The organism is Paenibacillus tepidiphilus (assembly GCF_008635795.1).
Classification (GTDB): Bacteria; Bacillota; Bacilli; order Paenibacillales; family Paenibacillaceae; genus Paenibacillus_AQ; species Paenibacillus_AQ tepidiphilus.
Map to the genome: position 1 here is coordinate 227,631 of NZ_VWRQ01000003.1, position 17,342 is coordinate 244,972.

General features: G+C 43.7%; 9 protein-coding genes. All 9 read right to left on the reverse strand.

Going from position 1 to position 17,342, the window contains the following annotated elements; all coding sequences use genetic code 11:
* Nucleotides 1-3: 3 nt before the first annotated feature.
* From F1379_RS05140 to F1379_RS05180, 9 genes are read right to left on the reverse strand one after another with little or no spacing between them, the layout of a single operon-like run.
* Nucleotides 4-687 carry an HAD family hydrolase gene (locus F1379_RS05140; protein ID WP_150267073.1) on the reverse strand — a complete coding sequence of 228 codons (684 nt, stop codon included), beginning with the start codon at nucleotides 685-687 and terminating at the stop codon, nucleotides 4-6.
* 42 nt (nucleotides 688-729) lie between these two features.
* On the reverse strand, nucleotides 730-1,410 hold the full coding sequence (locus tag F1379_RS05145) for a thioesterase II family protein (protein ID WP_150267075.1): 681 nt from the start codon (nucleotides 1,408-1,410) through the stop codon (nucleotides 730-732).
* A 21-nt stretch (nucleotides 1,411-1,431) separates the two neighbouring features.
* On the reverse strand, nucleotides 1,432-3,219 hold the full coding sequence (locus F1379_RS05150; protein WP_150267077.1) for an ABC transporter ATP-binding protein: 1,788 nt from the start codon (nucleotides 3,217-3,219) through the stop codon (nucleotides 1,432-1,434).
* Complete coding sequence (locus tag F1379_RS05155) at nucleotides 3,216-4,988, reverse strand: ABC transporter ATP-binding protein (protein WP_150267079.1); 1,773 nt, start codon at nucleotides 4,986-4,988, stop codon at nucleotides 3,216-3,218. The genes F1379_RS05150 and F1379_RS05155 overlap by 4 nt, the downstream gene beginning before the upstream one ends.
* A 52-nt stretch (nucleotides 4,989-5,040) precedes the next feature.
* On the reverse strand, nucleotides 5,041-6,684 hold the full coding sequence (locus F1379_RS05160) for a B12-binding domain-containing radical SAM protein (protein ID WP_150267081.1): 1,644 nt from the start codon (nucleotides 6,682-6,684) through the stop codon (nucleotides 5,041-5,043).
* 32 nt (nucleotides 6,685-6,716) lie between these two features.
* Nucleotides 6,717-7,646, reverse strand: a complete 930-nt coding sequence (locus F1379_RS05165) for a radical SAM protein (protein ID WP_150267083.1) — start codon at nucleotides 7,644-7,646, stop codon at nucleotides 6,717-6,719.
* A gap of 21 nt (nucleotides 7,647-7,667) precedes the next feature.
* Nucleotides 7,668-9,350, reverse strand: a complete 1,683-nt coding sequence (locus F1379_RS05170; protein ID WP_150267085.1) for a glycosyltransferase family 4 protein — start codon at nucleotides 9,348-9,350, stop codon at nucleotides 7,668-7,670.
* Nucleotides 9,344-9,586, reverse strand: a complete 243-nt coding sequence (locus tag F1379_RS05175) for an acyl carrier protein (protein WP_162551080.1) — start codon at nucleotides 9,584-9,586, stop codon at nucleotides 9,344-9,346. Before F1379_RS05175 ends, F1379_RS05170 begins: the two co-directional genes overlap by 7 nt.
* A 45-nt stretch (nucleotides 9,587-9,631) precedes the next feature.
* Nucleotides 9,632-17,317 carry a non-ribosomal peptide synthetase gene (locus F1379_RS05180; RefSeq protein WP_150267090.1) on the reverse strand — a complete coding sequence of 2,562 codons (7,686 nt, stop codon included), beginning with the start codon at nucleotides 17,315-17,317 and terminating at the stop codon, nucleotides 9,632-9,634.
* Nucleotides 17,318-17,342 lie beyond the last annotated feature (25 nt).

Here is a 17,342-nt window from a genome sequence, read left to right on the forward strand (position 1 = left end):
AGATCACACATTCCTTAGGACAGAATTCTTTACAGGGATTCTTTCAGGCAGACAACCGCCATTAAAAATGGCATCTCTAAGTTCCTCTACCGTCTCAACCAGAAGCGTTGGCTGCTGAAGCCGAAGTTCTTCCTTTGAAACATCCCCCCATGAAACTGCAATCGACTGAATTCCGGCATTCCTTGCACATACAATATCGTTAATTCCATCACCGATCATAACTGAATCCTGTCCGGCGAGCTGCAAGTGTGTCAGAATCAGATCTATACTTTCCCGGTGGGGCTTAGGATGATGAACATCATCAGAACATACAATAAAATCAAAGTATTCTCCGAGCCGGTGGTGTTTTAATATTTCCAAGGTTCTGCTGCGGTCCTTTCCGGTACATAAAGCACAAGGAATACCATAATTTCGGATTTCCTGCAGCAGCTCTCTCATCCCGGGATAAATTTGGATGGATGCGATATTCTCCCTGCTGACTTGCTGATAGATCGGTATCATGGATAACGGTAAATCCAGCTTGGCAAAAATTCTTTGCAGGCTATCGCCGCTATTGCGGAAAAATTCCTGAAACGGCGGCTCTCCTTCTCCGCATATTAACCTGTATGATTGCTGTAAAGCTTTAACCTGCACCTCATGAGAGTTAATGATGACTCCGTCGAAATCGAAGATTACGTTTTTTTCCATATTATTGTATTCTACCTCCCGGATCTGTCCTTTGTACCCTGCTCAAGAGAAAATTACCTGTTGTACGCATTGAACCGTTTGCTTGATGTCATCATTGATGAAGAAGTGACCGCTTTGAAATGAATAAAGCTCACAGGATCTGCGGGTTAACGTCTTCCAGTTCGCCATATGCTCAGGTGGTGTGCTTTTATCCCGGGTACCGTAGAAAATAGAGAAGTCAACATCCAGTCTTTCATTCATTACATTGAACTTATAATCATTAAGTATTCTGTAGTCCGCCTCCAGAATCGGCATGAATATTCTAAATAATTCAGAATCATCTAATACCTCCGGAGGTGTAGCCCCCAATTCTCTCGTTCTACTGACAATCTCGTCAACAGGCACTGGAGAGTGTGCATAAATAGGGGGTGTTTTCCCTGACAGAATAAGCTTTACAGGAAGCTGCAGCTGCTGATTATGCAGCATGACAGCCAACTCGTAAGCCAGTAAGGCTCCCATACTATGACCAAACAAAATATATTCCGACCCTTGTACACATTCTGTTGCTTGTTGGTAAAGGTCATTCACCGCATCGGCAAAGGTTGTATAGAACGGTTCTCCGTACCTGCTTCCGCGTCCGGCTAATTCCAAGGGAACAAGCTCAATGTCGGTCTGCAAATGCCTTTTCCATACCCAGTAATGGTAGGCAGAACTCCCGGCATAGGGGATACACAGCAGTTTCATGTCCAAGACCTCTCCAACTCTTTATATCAGCTCTCCCAGGGGCTGTCCGTAACCCAAGCTTATTGTGTCTGATTCCGTCAGCTGAAGCCTATATAATTTGCAGTATAAACCTTGCTTCTCCATCAACTGTCCATGAGTGCCCTGCTCCTTGATCTGTCCGCGGTCCAATACATAAATCCAGTCGGAGTTCTGAATCGAACTCAGCCGGTGGCCGATAATAATAACAATCCGATTGTCGGCGAGTTGCTGCAGCGATTTAATGATATCCAGCTCATTCTCCGTATCCAATGATGAAGTAGCTTCGTCAAGGATAATGACAGGCGCATTTTTGATCAATGCTCTGGCAATAACTATCCGCTGTCTCTGTCCACCTGATAAAAAGGCTCCGTTATCACCTACAAATGTGCCATATCCGTCAGGTAAGCTAACGATATACTCATGAATCCCCGCAAGCTTAGCGGCCTCCATTACTTCCGTCTCAGAAGCGTCTAATTTCCCGTACCGGATGTTCTCTAATATACTTGTACTGAACAAGACAGGATGCTGTTCTACATAAGTAATCCGGTCTCGTATTTCCTGCAAGGAATAATCACCGAAGGCTCTCCCCAACAGGCTGACTCTGCCCTCGGGCTCGTAAAAGCCCAATAACAGCTTCATTAATGTTGACTTGCCGCTTCCATTCGTCCCCACTAAGGCATATACATTATTCTTTTTCATGCTCAGGTTGATATGATTCAGCACATAGTTCTCATGATCATATGAAAAACAAACATTTTCATAGACGATCATGTCATCCTTTTCCGGGTCAGAAGCCGCCTGTATTGCATATCGTTCTTGTTCTGCTTTCGTATCTAATATTTCAAAAATCCGTGAAACACCGGCCAGATTTCCTTGCATTGTAGCCAGGAATCCTCCAATCGAAACAAACATATTGGTCACACCTGTCTGCAGCGTTACAATTCCTATAACCGAACCAATGTCAAGCTGATTACGGGAGACCAGGATTAGTCCAATCAACAACACGCCTACCCGGCTTCCGAAGGAAATAGCATAATTCAAGGAGCTTTTCTTTACGTTTGTATTTGCCGTTTTCTTGGCCACACCGGCCAATAACGAATTCTCGCGCTGGAACTGTGACATAAGATTCTCTTGTTTAGCAAAAATCTTGGCAGTTGCAGCGCCGTTGTAAACATTCACAAAAGCCTGAGTTACCTTCGACAGCTGCTCCTGATTCTTCTGACTGAGAGCTCTTAAGATGTTGGTAAAGGCCGCATTGCTAAAAAAAATGACACTGGAAAAAACAAGCGAGCATATCACCAGCTCGTAACTCAAAATCAACATGCTGATCAGTGCGCTGATTCCAAAGATTACTGTCTGCATAAGGTTTCTCGCAGTACCTCTGTAGATTGGCTCGAATTGTTCAATATCAGAGGTTAATCTGGCCATGATGTCGCCGCTATGCGTACGTTCAAAATAAGAGATGGGGAGCTTTTCGGTATGGTTGAACACAACCTCCTTTATACGGCAAATGATACGATTGACGAGGATGCCGTTATAGCAGTTTGCCAATGGCTCAACCATACACTGTATGATGATTGAAGCGATGACCAGATAGCAGGCTTTTCCAAACAGGGCTGAATTGTTATATTGCACCGCATTGATAGCATTCTTAAATGCAAATGCAAACAAGATTTGGATACAAGGGGTAGCGACTCCCGTTATCACTAAAGAAATCATATATTTAAATTTCGCTTCGTAGATCATTGAATAAACGCGGCTCAATTCACGGAAATATTGTTTTCTGATCATAGACTTAACCTCAAATCTTCCTGATCCTCAAACCCTGCCGCATATAGCTTCTTATATAGTGAATCGCCGGCAATCAAAGCTTCATGGGTACCTTCCTCTACAATTTGGCCGCGATCCATAACCAGTATCCGGTCGCTGTTCATAATTGAAGATACCCGGTGGGATACAATAACTGCACCTTTGCCCTGAATTAAACGGTTCAACGAATCTGTAACAACGGCTTCAGCATGAGGATCAAGAGCGGAAGTCGACTCATCCAGAAGAATAATCGGTGAAGCTTTGAGAAATGCTCGGGCAATCGATATCATCTGCTTCTGGCCTCCCGACAGGTTCACGCCATTCTCCTCCATAACCGTGTCGTATCCTTCCGGCAGCCTCATAATGAAATCATGGGCATTCGCATGCTTCGCAGCTGTTATAATTTCATCTCTTGATAATTCAGGATTACCGCTTCCAAAGGCAATATTATCTGCAACACTCGCCGGGAATATCACCACATCCTGCGTGACCATTGAGATATGCTTGCGGATACTTGCTAACGTGGTCTCCCGGTAAGGCCTGCCGTAGATATACAGCTCACCTTTGCTACATTCATATAAGCCACCCAACAGCTTGATAATGCTGCTCTTTCCACAGCCGCTTTTACCTACCAGGGCAATCTTTTCCCCCAGCTTTAGCCGGAAGCTCACATTCTCCAGCACCTTTCTCCCCTCATCATAGCTAAAGTGTACATTTTCCATTTCAATTAACACGGGATTTTGCTGATCCGCCGTCAATTCCAGCCCAGTATCTCTTTCATCAGGCATCTCAAAGATCTTTACAACTCTTCCGCAGGCCACGTTGGTATTGGATACGGACGTAATGATCTCGGGCAGGTTAGTAATGGGAATCACCACATAATCCAATAGAAGAACAAAAGCTATAAGGCTCTCGATCTCCAGACGATTATGTAAGGCCAAATAGCTTCCTACGGTAATACACAAGACCTTTGGAAACTCTTTCATGATAATATTTAACATCAACATCGGCGAGAACAGCTTGTGAATGCGAATCCAACTGTTCAGACTCCCTTTAAAAAAGGTTTGGATATTCTCAAACATCTTAGCTTGCAAATTATAAGCTTTTATTACATGAATATTATGAATAGTTTCTGAAGCGACTGTATTTCCTCGCCCGATATTCTCCATATTCTCCCCAAAGCTGTCACCGATTTTACTCCTCAGCTTATTTACAATCACCATGCTTCCCGGAATAATGGCCACGCTGATGAGCAATAGAAACCAATTCACGTTCAACATGTAGATCATTGCGATAAACGCCATAATTGTCTGATACAATAAGTTGGTGATTCCTCCCGGGATAAACCCTGTTATAATGCCCAGGTCGAAATTAAACCTGGAAACGATATCCCCAGAATTGATACGGTCCTTTCCGGACTGGCTTATTCTCATGAATTTGAGTGCAAAGGCTTCTCTCATATCACGGGCTACTGAAGCGCCGATGTTGCCGTTAAGATATTCCGTAATATAGGTTAGAACCGTTCCCGCAACAAAAAGGCCCAGCAATATAAGGACAATCGGTATAATATTGTTGTCATTCTCAGAGACCCGCTTCACGGCTGATTCGATGAAAAGCACGCTGCCCAGATTCACTCCGCTGAGCGTCATCCCCAGTAGGATGGCAATCGCAAAATGAAACTTATATTTCTGGAGGAATGTGAAGCTCCAAAACAAGGCATGCTTACCCTTCCAGCGCTTTATCATTGTCATTGTTTTACCACCTAAACTTAAAGGATGTGACCTGTAGTTGCTTCAACCGCAATCAGTCAATCAGCGCTGCCTTTTTGGCATCCTCTACATAGATCTTATTCAAATCCGGTATTGCAAGTTTATTGATCCGAAGCAGCTTTTTGGCGATGATATTATTTTTCAGGACCAATTCTCTAGATATTTCAAATAATTCAGTCCGGTATTTCTGAAATAATAGTGAATCCTCATGATTATATTGAATTCCAGCTTCAATTGTGTCGACGATCTCATCCAGGAGATCAAGCACGGCAGTGCTTATCCGCAGATATTTCTCATGGATTTCAGCGAAGTCAAAAGCAGGCTCGAAATGCTTCTGATAGGTCACATAGTTGGACAGGATTTTGGTGGGGATCTTCTCAAGCTCCAAAATTCCCATTACCTTTACGAAGCTTGCGTAAACTACCCCAACCCGCGGATCCCGGAAGGAGTAGCAGAAAGGGTTAATGAGCGGTTTACTGATATCATGATTCAGCAGCCCATCTCTTTCCAGCTGCCGTGTAATCATAGTCGATCCGCTGATATACATCCGGTTCTCCATGGCTGCACAGATATTCACCAATTTATGTCTTCTGATAAAACTGATGTTGCTCCGCAAGGTATCCATTGTGGAATAGGCATGAAAGGGGATAAAACCAATATCCAGAATAATTCCCGCCTTTCCATTGATAATCCCTCCCTCATCCAATAATCTTAGCGCTCTCTCATTGTCCTCTAACTTCGCTGTTTTCCTGTATAGCTTAAGCTCCTCTTTCGTGCCAAACTCCAACCCGATTAAAATTCTGTCCAGTCCGACCTCATGCAATTTCAACAGCATTTGAACGTAATCCGGTGAGATCTGCTCGGCTCTGACGAACAAAGAGAACTGGATGTTCAGCTTTCTTTCGAGAATGCCGTCGTAGAGCTGAATCAATCGCTCCTGGGAGTTATTCACATTAGTTGAGAAGGTATAATCTGCGAACCCAATGTAACCATAAGTGCCATTTTCCAATAAAGACTCGATTTCATCCAACACATTCTTCATGCTTCTAACGCGTACTCTAGGGCCTTGGTTGTGTGAGAATATGCAGTTGGCTTCACAATAAGTACAGCCCGCAAAACATCCTCTTGAGCCGATAACGTTATGTACCGTAAGCTCATCATTGCAAAAGCTTCGGTCCGGGAAATCTAAAGAATCCAAATCCATAACCAGTTCACGCGGCTCATTCTCAACGATCACATCATTATCCCGGTAGTGAACCCCTTTGCAGCCCGCTAAGCTATCGCCGTGCAGAATCCTGCGGCACAAATCCGGAAGGGTTAATTCACTTTCTCCTAAACAAACCATATCAATAGCCGGATAATGGGTTAAAATGTACTGTGAATATTTGGTAGCCTCAAGTCCCCCTAAGACAATCTTCGTCAACGGAAGGCGTTCCTTCACCTTTTGTGCAAACTCAATTGCACCTTGGAAGTTATATTGCATGACCGACATCCCGACCATCCATGGCTTATGCTGGGCAAGATCTTCAATAGCTGTATCCAATTCACTCATGTCATAGAACAAGACCTCTGTAGTGATTCCTTCCACCTTTTTGAGCGCGCTGCACAGATATCCCACATTCAGTAAGTTACGATTAATAAAGCCGTCTGTTAAAGAAACAAAGATGAATTTTTTCATAATATTATGATCGCACTCCTTTCTGTAAAAATTTACTTCCTACGAAAAACATGACATTTTTCGCAATTAAGCGTGGCCGGCTGAGGAATGGCACCATTCACAAATTGGCTTTTTCTAGCTTCGACAGCTTCAACTGGCTCTGTCATTACGTTTCCATAGGTGAACTCATTATCTTCCTTGTCAAAGGCACACCGCATGGCATTTCCCCGAACATTAACGTATATCCCGTGGTCCAGCCAGGCACAATTTCCGACATTGTCATAATCTTCTCCGGTGGTATGATCAGATAGATCAATTACCTGCTTCTGTGCTAACAGCCTGTCATTCTCATGAATCAGCAGTTTGGTTTCAGCTCTCGACAACAGCTGATTATCTACCTTATCACCGTAATAGCGGATATAAAAAGGCAATTTATTCAGGAAGTGATAAGTAATGCCGCCATCCATATGTAGAGATTGATATAAATCGATAATTTCTTCAAACATGCCCTTAGTGCTCTTCATGATGGTAACCGCAAACCCAAGCACAGGCTTCTGGAGCTGATATTGTTCACGCAATTCCAGGAACAGCTTTATATTGGATATTAATTTTTCATAGCTCCCCCCTCTAATTTCACGGAACATCTTGTCGTCAGGAGCCTCAATCGAGATATATATAGTATCAATTTTGGATTCCAGTAAACCGATAATTCTATCGCGTGTGAACAAACTTCCATTTGAAATGGTTTGCACCGTTTTCCCCATATCCTTGGCATATTTGACCATATCAAGGAACTGCGGATGAAGAAGCGGCTCCCCTTCACCCTGAATCTGAAATTTTTCAACATCCTGATAGCTGTCTGCTACCTTCTTGAAAATCTGAAAATCCATATCCACCTGGTCAAAATATCGGCCGCAGCAAAAAACACATTTATAATTACATCGCGTTGTCGGTTCAATCTGGACGAACTTTATTTTCCCCATGAGATAACCTTGCCTCCTGCCCTAATTTTGCAATTCAACAAATCCATGCTTTAAGAGCCACATAACGCTTCTTTTAACAGTATCTGCGTTTAAATCGCCGCTGTAGGAATTGACCAGCTCATCGTAATTCATACAGCCTGCAAGCTTTAATAGGGCCAATAGTCCAAGGGCTGTGTGAACCTCATTTAAGATTTTCTCTTCCGCGTAGTGCCAAGGGACAAGCTCCTGGTCCAGGAGAACCTCCCCGCCCAGTTCCGTAATCCGGAGCGGTTCTGTTGCATTTAGGAATCTGGTTGGATACTCCGAGAACATTTCACTGTATCTATTGTTGAACAAATCCAGATACGGCTTGCCAGAATCCCCGTTTATGGCAGCCTTTTGCTGGATCAGCTCGTTCCACACCTGTTCGTATCCACTGATTGTTTTTTGCATCGTGTAGTGCTGCTTAAATATGCGCAGCGAATTGTCCGACATCTCCTGTCTGAGCCTTTCGTTATCCAGTAAGAGCTGGAAATAATGCTCATAAAGCTTTAAATCAATTGCTACGGATTGTCCCATAAGCAGATGGCTGTAAAATTTATCCGAATAAAACTCGTCCATAACTGCTTGTGGAAATTCACTAATGTCTCCATCACAGGTGCTCCAATAGGTGGGTACAAGGAATCCGGTTATACCATGCCTAACCGTCTCCTTATACCCATCCCAATCCGATACAATTTGTGGTGTTCCGCAAGCCATAGCTTCAATAGGTGTCAGACCGAAGGTTTCTTGTACGCTATCCGTCGGTGAAGTAAATACATCAGCAGCAGAGAACAGTATATTTCGATGTTGGGATTCATAGTTTTCATATATGATGATGTTGTCCTGCAGATTCAGCTTTTGGATATATCTCCGCAAATACTTGTAGTCGTGAAATTCATAATTCTCTGTTCCGGAAATAATCAATCGTATATTCTTTTGAGGATTACGGTCCACAAGTCGTTTCAGTACCCGGATCAGTGGCATCAAATCCCCTTTAAAAAAGGCTGAAACCCTGCCAAAATATAGAATCACAAAAGAATTTTCAGATATCCCCAGCTTCATTTTCGCCGTATCCCTGTCAACCCGAATGAAGCTGTCAGCATCTATACCCAAAGGCACAACATCCAGACGAAACTGCCGCTCCAAAGATGCTCCATATAACTCATTGAATTGACCGGATAAATGCTCAAATTGCTTTGACAAGACATTCTTTACACTGTTAGAGCTGCAAAATATCGTATCATACGGTTTAAGTCCTGATAGAAGATAAGGCAACAAATTGGTTGTTATGGAATCGGGCTGACTTGCACAATGAACGGTCATGGAAATCGGCGGGCATTTTAGCGAGTATTTATCTCTCAAAAATGCCGTATGAACCAAATCCTCTACACAATCATGGATAACATCGGATGGGATTTTCACATTCTGCTGCAGCATCTCGATCCGGTTGATCATTCTCAACTTGGCATGCACCTGCTTATCCCGGCCGACCTTCTTATACAGGCGCTGAATCATGTGATGCTGATACATGTCCTTTACGTAACTGAAACAAAGTTCATCTGCAGATGAATGTTTGATGAAATTCACCAAGAGCTCTTTGGCAGCGACGTTTCTCCCATAGATCGTTTCATTGCTGCCGCTTTCTCTCAAATAGTAGCCGCTAAATGCAATGCTGTTTAACATACCATCTTCTCGATAGCAGTAAAAATATCACCAACAACCTCATACTGGGCGATATCTAAAAATTCATCCTCAACCTCAAGATCGAACTCCTCTTCGATGGATACAATAAATTTAATTAAATTTAATGAGTTTACACCGATCTCACTAAGTGTTCTTGCCAAGGTTGTTTCCATGTCTGCTTCGTCATAGTATTTATTAAAAATCCCCCACACTTTCTCTCTCACTTCGTTATTCATTTCATCATCCTCCTCAATGTGTAGTTCCTTCTGGCACATTAAAAATTAAAAATCAAATTCAACAACCAGTTCCTCACTCTCCTCATGTGGTTCATCGGTAACTCCAGAGAAGCGGATATCCTCAATGCAGATATCAGGTTCTTCACTGACCAGTGCGGCTATTCTTACAAAAGATTGGGTAAACTGCTCCATTGTGGTTCTTCGGAACAATTGCGTCGAGTAGGTTAGCTTGCATTCCAAAGCCTCTCCCTCATACACATGAAGCACAATGTCAAAGGTGGTTACCTTTTCTTTCATTGGGTATGGATTAATTTGAATCCCTTCCATAGCCATGCTGCTTCTTTCAGCATTTTGAAAAGCCAGCATCGTGTCAAACAAAGCATTCCGGCCTGGGCTCGGTTTAATTCCCAAATCTTTCACCAATGAATCAAATTGATAATCCTGATTTTCAAACGCATTTAATGCTTTATTTTTCACTTCCTGCAGGAATTCACGAAATGTCTTTCGGCCTTCCGGATAACATCGTAACGCCAGTGTATTTACAAACATGCCAATAACATTGTCCAATTCCGTAAAAGGCCGTCCAAAAGCAGGGACCCCTACCACAACCTCTTCCTGTCCGCTGTACTGCCTTAAGAGAATACTGTAAACGGCCAACATAACCATAAACAACGATGCGTTATCTTTACGGGCGATTTCATTCAGCCTGCAGGTCATATCCGATGAAATCTCAAACAACACCGCCTCCCCTTGAAAATCTAATATCTCCGGCCTTGGGTAATCGGTCAGCAGCTCCTCAGTCCTTAAAGGGGCTGCATATTCATTCAGCCAATACTTCCTTTGATTCTGCAGCGCTTCTGTTTCAAGATACTTGCTCTGCCAGACCGCATAATCCTTATATTGGTATTCAGGCAGAGGAACAGCTTCTTGCTGATACAGCAATATTAGCTCTTTCATAAAAATACCTTTGGATATTCCGTCAAATATGATGTGGTGCGCATCCAGACAGAAGGCATAGCTGTAATTGCCAAGTTCAATGATTTTTGCCCTGATCAGCGGCACCCGGCTTAAATCGAAGGGCCGGATAAAACGGTCGATAACGGTATCCAATTCAGCAAGGGGCGCCTGCTCCTTTTCCAGTACAAACGAGACATGCTCATGAACTTCTTGTACGGGTTCATTGTGAAGCATTGTAAAAGATGTACGCAGTGTATCATGCCGGCTAATCATTGTATGGAGCGCCTGTTCCATCCGCTCAAAGTCAAGCTCCCCCTCTACCATAAATACACTCGCCGTATTATTATCGCTAGAATGGGTACTTTTTACCATATTGGATAAATAAATTCTCTTCTGAGCTGAGGACAACGGATAATATCTGCCCTCTTCAGCTCTGCAAAACTCTAGTTCCTGATTGCGTTTAGCCCATCTAATATGTTTAGCTAACTCTCTGATGGTGGGATTTCTATATACTTCACTTACGTTTAAGTCTATCCCGTGCTCCCGCTCCAGCTTCGCGATGAAATTCATAGCTTTTAATGAATTTCCGCCCAAGAGAAAGAAGTCGTCGTATACGCCAATGCTATCCAGCTTCAACACTTGCTTCCATACTTCGACAAACGCCTCTTCAATTCTATTCTCAGCGGCTTGATAGGCGTTCCCGGTTTCGATATTGCTCACCGGCTCGGGCAGCTTCTTTCTGTCCAGTTTGCCGTTCAAGGTAGTTGGTATGGAATCTATCGCGACAAATGCCGCAGGGATCATATAGTCCGGCAAAGTTCTCAGCATAAACCTTGCCAGCTCTGTAAGAGTAACTGAAGACACTGCGATAAAATACGCGCATATAAATTTTTCGCCGGCTTCATCCATACAATCAACCACGACCGACTCTTTAACAGCATAATGCTTACTTAAAGTCATCTTGATCTCGTCTAGTTCAATTCTGTACCCCCGTATCTTAACCTGATGATCCATGCGGCCTAAATATTGAACCTTTCCGTCTGGTAACCAGCGTGCAAGATCACCGGTCCGGTATAATCTGGAACGGGACGGATCCGGATCATCAATAAAGACCTTCTCAGTCAATTCAGGCTTATTCAGATAGCCCCTTGCCAAGCCAGCACCTGATATGCACAACTCGCCTGCAATTCCGACCGGCTGCTCGGCCAGAGCTTCGTTTAGGATATGAAGACCGTTATTACTAATCGGCTGTCCAATGGGAATGCAGGATTCGCCGCCGTTCCTCGAGCACACATAATAGCTCACGTCTACCGTCGCTTCTGTCGGACCGTACAAGTTGCACAACACAACAGCCTGCAACGTATGAAAAACCTTGTTGAAACGGTCAACATGGGTAACATCCAAAGCTTCCCCACTGCAAAAAACGTTCCTCAGAGACGATAATTTTGTCACTTGTTCCATATGCTCTTCCATATAGCCCAGAAATGCATTTAACATAGACGGCACAAAATGAATGGTAGTTACCTTATGTTTAAAGATAGCTTCCACAATTTGCCCTGCATTCTTCTCCTCTCCTTGCTCAAGGATGCAGGCTTTCGCACCGTACCAGCCCCACCATAACAGCTCCCAAACCGAGACATCAAAAATATTAGGTGTTTTCTGCAATAGGATATGATCCTCACCGACGGGAAACTCCTTCTGCATCCATTCAATCCGGTTGATGACAGAATGATGCTCAATCATGACCCCCTTGGGGTTACCGGTGGTGCCTGACGTATAAATGACATAAGCAAGATCCCTGGGACCACTTCGTAAAGACGGATTGGCATATTCCCTGCTCGGCCACTCTAGTAAATCCAGACAGATGGTTGTCCCACCAGTATTGATTTGATCTGACAGCAGAGATTCAGTCAATACAGCAACCGCTTTACTGTCCTCCAACATATACTTTATCTTCGTCTCAGGAAAGTCGGGGCTTAACGGGAGATATGCTCCGCCAGCCTTTAAGACTCCTAATATAGCAATGACCATTTCAGGCGTCCGTTTCATGTAAATCCCGACAACCTCATTACGTCCAATGCCCTTCCCCATCAGCAAATCAGCAATCAGGTTAGCTCGGTTATTGAGCTCTTTATATGTCAATGCCTGTTCTTTGTACAAGACCGCCAACTGGTCTGGAGTCCTGGCCACCTGTCTTTCAAACATTGCCTGAATCGTTGCTTCTTTCGTGTAAGGTGCTGCAGTGCGGTTAAACTCCTGAAGCTTCCTAGCATCCGCTTGACTTAGGATAGAGAAGCTCCCAATATGGCCATCAGGCAGCTTCACTGCATGCTGCGCGATATTCACATAATGCTCCGACATATTCCGGATAAATTCAATACCGAACAGGCTGCTATCAAACTCAATGCGAATATGAATCTTTCCATTCTCCTGAACTGCATTCAACTCAATATCAAAGGGGGTACTGCCTGATTTCACCGGATACCTGCTGCAATGAACATCTTCAAGCTCAGGCAGCGCCACTTCCGTACTTTGCAGCACAAATATCGTATTGAACAGTGGGTTGTGGCCTTTTCTGCTTGTTAAATCAAGCTTGTCTGCCAGCATCTCAAAGGGAAACTGCTGATTCTCATAATCCTCCAGCAGCACTGCTTTCAGATCCGCCAATAATTGTCTGAATGTCATATTTCCGGCAATAAAACTCCTTACCGGCAGCATGTTAACAAACATACCGACAGTGTCCCGGAACTCCGGCGCATTTCTTCCTGCAATAGGTATCCCTACAACAATGTCGCTTTGCCCGCTATAGCGGAATAATAGTGTTTTATAAACGGCTAATAATATCATGAACAGTGAAGAATTCGTTTGGGCTGACAGCTGGTTTAACCGGCTGCTTAACTCTTCGTCCAGCTCAAAATGCACTGTCGTTTCATGGCTCACTTGCTCTCCCGCCGGAGGTCCGGATATTTCCAGCACAGGGGCACCGTCCTGAAATTTGTTTGTCCAGTACGCCTCCTTCTGTCGCATCGCATCGGATGCTATGATTTGATTGTGCCAGCTTGTGAAATCACGATATCGGTATTTCAGTTCAGGCAACTCTTTCCCGCCATACAGATCGGCGAATTCCCTTGTCAATATGCTCATAGAAGCTCCATCGGTAATGATATGATGCATATCCAGGAGCAATACATGGCATGAGTTGTTCACGTGCACGATTCCAACACGCATCAAGGGTGCAGTTTCAATATTGAATGGCCGGATAAAGGCACTGATGGTAGCCTCCAGCAGTTCTTCATTGTGCTGCATATATTCAATTTCTAACCCGGTTGTTTCTTCTATCCGTTGGACCGGTTCACCGTCTAACAAATGAATACTAGTCCTAAGGGCTTCATGTCTTGCCATTAAAGCACGGAAGGCATCTTCCACCCTGCTGAGGTTTAACTCCCCGTCCATTTGTAAGGCGACCGTTTGATTATATGCCGTGCTTTCCATTTGAGACTTCCAGTGGTAGTAAATTCTTCTCTGCGGTGAGGAGAGCTTATAGTAAGGCTTATCTTCAACACACTCAATTTCACCTGCTATCTGGGGCATATCCACGCTGCCAAGCTTTTGTTGCACATACTCCACTAAGCTTGAAAAAGAATCCTGCTGATATATTTCACCGACCGACAGCTCTATCCCAAAATCCTTGGTGATATATGAGACCATCTCAAAGAGCTTTAGTGAATGTCCGCCCAATGCAAAGAAATTATCTTCTTCTCCTACTTGTTCTACGGACAACACTCTTTTCCAAATCGTTTCCAGCTTCAAACCCGTCTCACTTTTCATTGCAGGCTGTCTGTACATTATTATGGATGTATGCACAATCCGAAGTGCCAGCCGGTCAACTTTACCATTGGGCGTTAACGGGAATTCGGAAAGATGGATATATTTATAGGGAACCATGTATGAGGGCAGATGCTTCTTCACATATTCCCTTAGCTCGCTTTCCTGAATTCTCTTGTCAGTATAAGTGGTATAGTAGGCCTCCAGTCTCGGATTTTGATTCTCCGATTGCTCCAAGACCACTACGCATCCACTAATATCTGCAAGCTCATTAAGTACTGTTTCGATTTCCGCAACCTCTACGCGGTGCCCGTGGATCTTGATCTGTTGATCTTTTCTTCCCAAGTACTCGATAGCTCCATCCGGCAGTAATCTTCCAAGATCTCCGCTTCTATAGATCACTGTTCCATTCCCTGCATCCGTAAACTTTGCACTGTTCGCAGCATCATTCCAATAAGCAGGCACTATGTACTCACTTTGGTACACAAGCTCGCCTACCCCCAGAACCTCTGATTTCTGGCCTTTCTCATTCAACAGCTTGACTTCCAATCCCGGGATAAACCGCCCTATAGGCACCAGGCTTCTGGACATCTGCGATGATTTGCTGAGAAAATAAAAGGCAGCTGTTAACACCTCCGAGGCACCGAAGAAGTTGACAAACAAACACTCATCCGCGAAGTGTTTCTGATATATTTGAAAATCATGTTTATTTACACCCTCCCCGCCCAATACGACCAATCGCATATCCGGAAAGCGTAGTTCAGCGGACTGATTTTGCAGTAAATATCGATAAACAGTGGGCACTGAATGATAAATGGTCACTTTGTTCTTAATGAGCCAACGTACAACCTCTGTCTTGTCGGGGTGGTCCTTTAAATCATAAGGAAGCAATGTGCCGCCTGTCATAAGGGTGCTCAGAACATCGATGAATGCAACCGCATGGCTGTATGTTGTAAATAAAGCTATACGGTCATTCTCATTAATGTGCAGACTGTTAATATATCCAGCTATGTAGAAGAGAACATTTTTGTTGATTTGTATGACACCTTTGGGATTACCTGTTGAACCGGACGTATACAGCAAGCACGCAATGTCATCAGCGCTCTTTGATGGTAGTGTCAGGTCTCTTTCATTATTCTGTTCCTCTAAGTCATCAATATTAATAATTACTAAGTCCAGCGGGCCTTTTCGGCTAAGCTCCTCTGCCGCCTCTTTACAAGCATTGTTAGTTACTATAACTGTTGAACCGGAATCTGCGATCATAAAGAGCAGCCGCTCGGAAGGAAAAGTATGGTCCAAGAAGACCACCGGTTCACCGGCCATTAACGCCGCTACGGTCCCATAAATCATTTCCGCCCCATGTCTGAACAGAAGGGCAACCGGAGTCGGAGATTCGCCCTGCTTACTTTGGTTCCATATGGCATGGGCGATGCGGGATGAACGTTTGTGCAATTCCTTATAGGTTGTCTTATATTCCCCTATCTCAATGGCTATTCGTTCCCCATACCGCTCCATACTATCATTCAGGTATTGTGCAATTGTTTTACCCTTGATGTCCTTTTCATTAATGCAGCGAAATGAAGCCTCTTGCTGCAGTTTAATGGAAGGACTGTCCAGTCTTTCACTGCTCATCACCTGATATTCTTCAATTGAACATGCAGGGTTCTCTATTGCCTTCTCCAGTAACCGGATATACTCGCTCAGGATAAATTCAACGGTTTCTTTTTCAAATCGGTTACTGTGATAGTTCAGCACGACCTGAAGACCATCGAATGGATTTATTTGCAGAACCAGCGGATAATTCGTGATCTCATGTATGGAATCGATTTGGATCCTGAGACTGTACTGCTCTTGATTCAATTGGCTTAAGGGGTAGTTCTCTACAATTACTAGGCTGTCGTATAACCCATCCTGGGTGTTTACTTCAGCACATTCATTGATAAGTATGGGATCTGTAGATTCGAATGGAATCCTCCTGATCATTGAATTACTGGTTTCCTCTAGCAATTCAGACATACGGGTCCGGTTGGTAACCTTCATCCGCAGCGGTAGAGTGTTTACATAGATACCAACAGATTCTTCTATCCCTCTAATATGCGAAGGCCGTCCGGAAACCAATGACCCGAAGAGGACATCCTCTTCATTGCCGTTCTTATAAATAATGCAGCCCCAAAGTACATTCACGAATACACTTAATGTAATCTGCCGCTGCCGTACAAAATGATTCACTTTATCCAAATATCCCTGTCCCAGGTCATAGCTGACTTGTCTAATCTCAATCTCGTTGCTCTGATTATTATCGAAGGGAAGAGTGGTTTTGCATGGATATCCTTTCAAATATTGATGCCAAAATGCTCTTAAAGGTACGGTATCCTGTTTCTTTTGCCACCGGATATATTCTTTAAACGCTGTATTCCCGTTGTTGGCAGGCAGTTGTTCTCCCTCAACCAATGAATGATATGCTTTTAAAAATCTCTGCAAGAGGATCCCCAGACTCCACCCGTCAAAGATAATATGATGGAAGCTTACAATCATATAAGAGGTATCATTAGCTGTTTTAAATAAAGCAATTGTCATCGGATGCTCCTGCAGGTTTAGCCCGGCCTGCAATAATTGCTGTTTCAGCTCTTCTAATGAGGCTTTAATTTCGTCTGGAGCATTAGCCGCACATTCGGCTATTTCAATCGGAATGGAATGATTTTTTTGAATTATTTGCACAGGCTTCTTCAAATTGCTCCACCTGAAAACCGTACGCAGCATTTCATAACATTGAACAGTATAATCCCAAGCAGCTTTAAAAGTAGAAAGATCAACATCCCCCCTGATCTCGAAGGATAACTGTTCATGATATAATCTGCTTTCCGGCTTATTCAAATAATGAAACAGCATACCTTCCTGAACAGTTGTCAAATTCAGGATGTCTTCTATATTCTGCTTATCCAGCATCATAGAAATTACTCTCCTTCAATCAAGA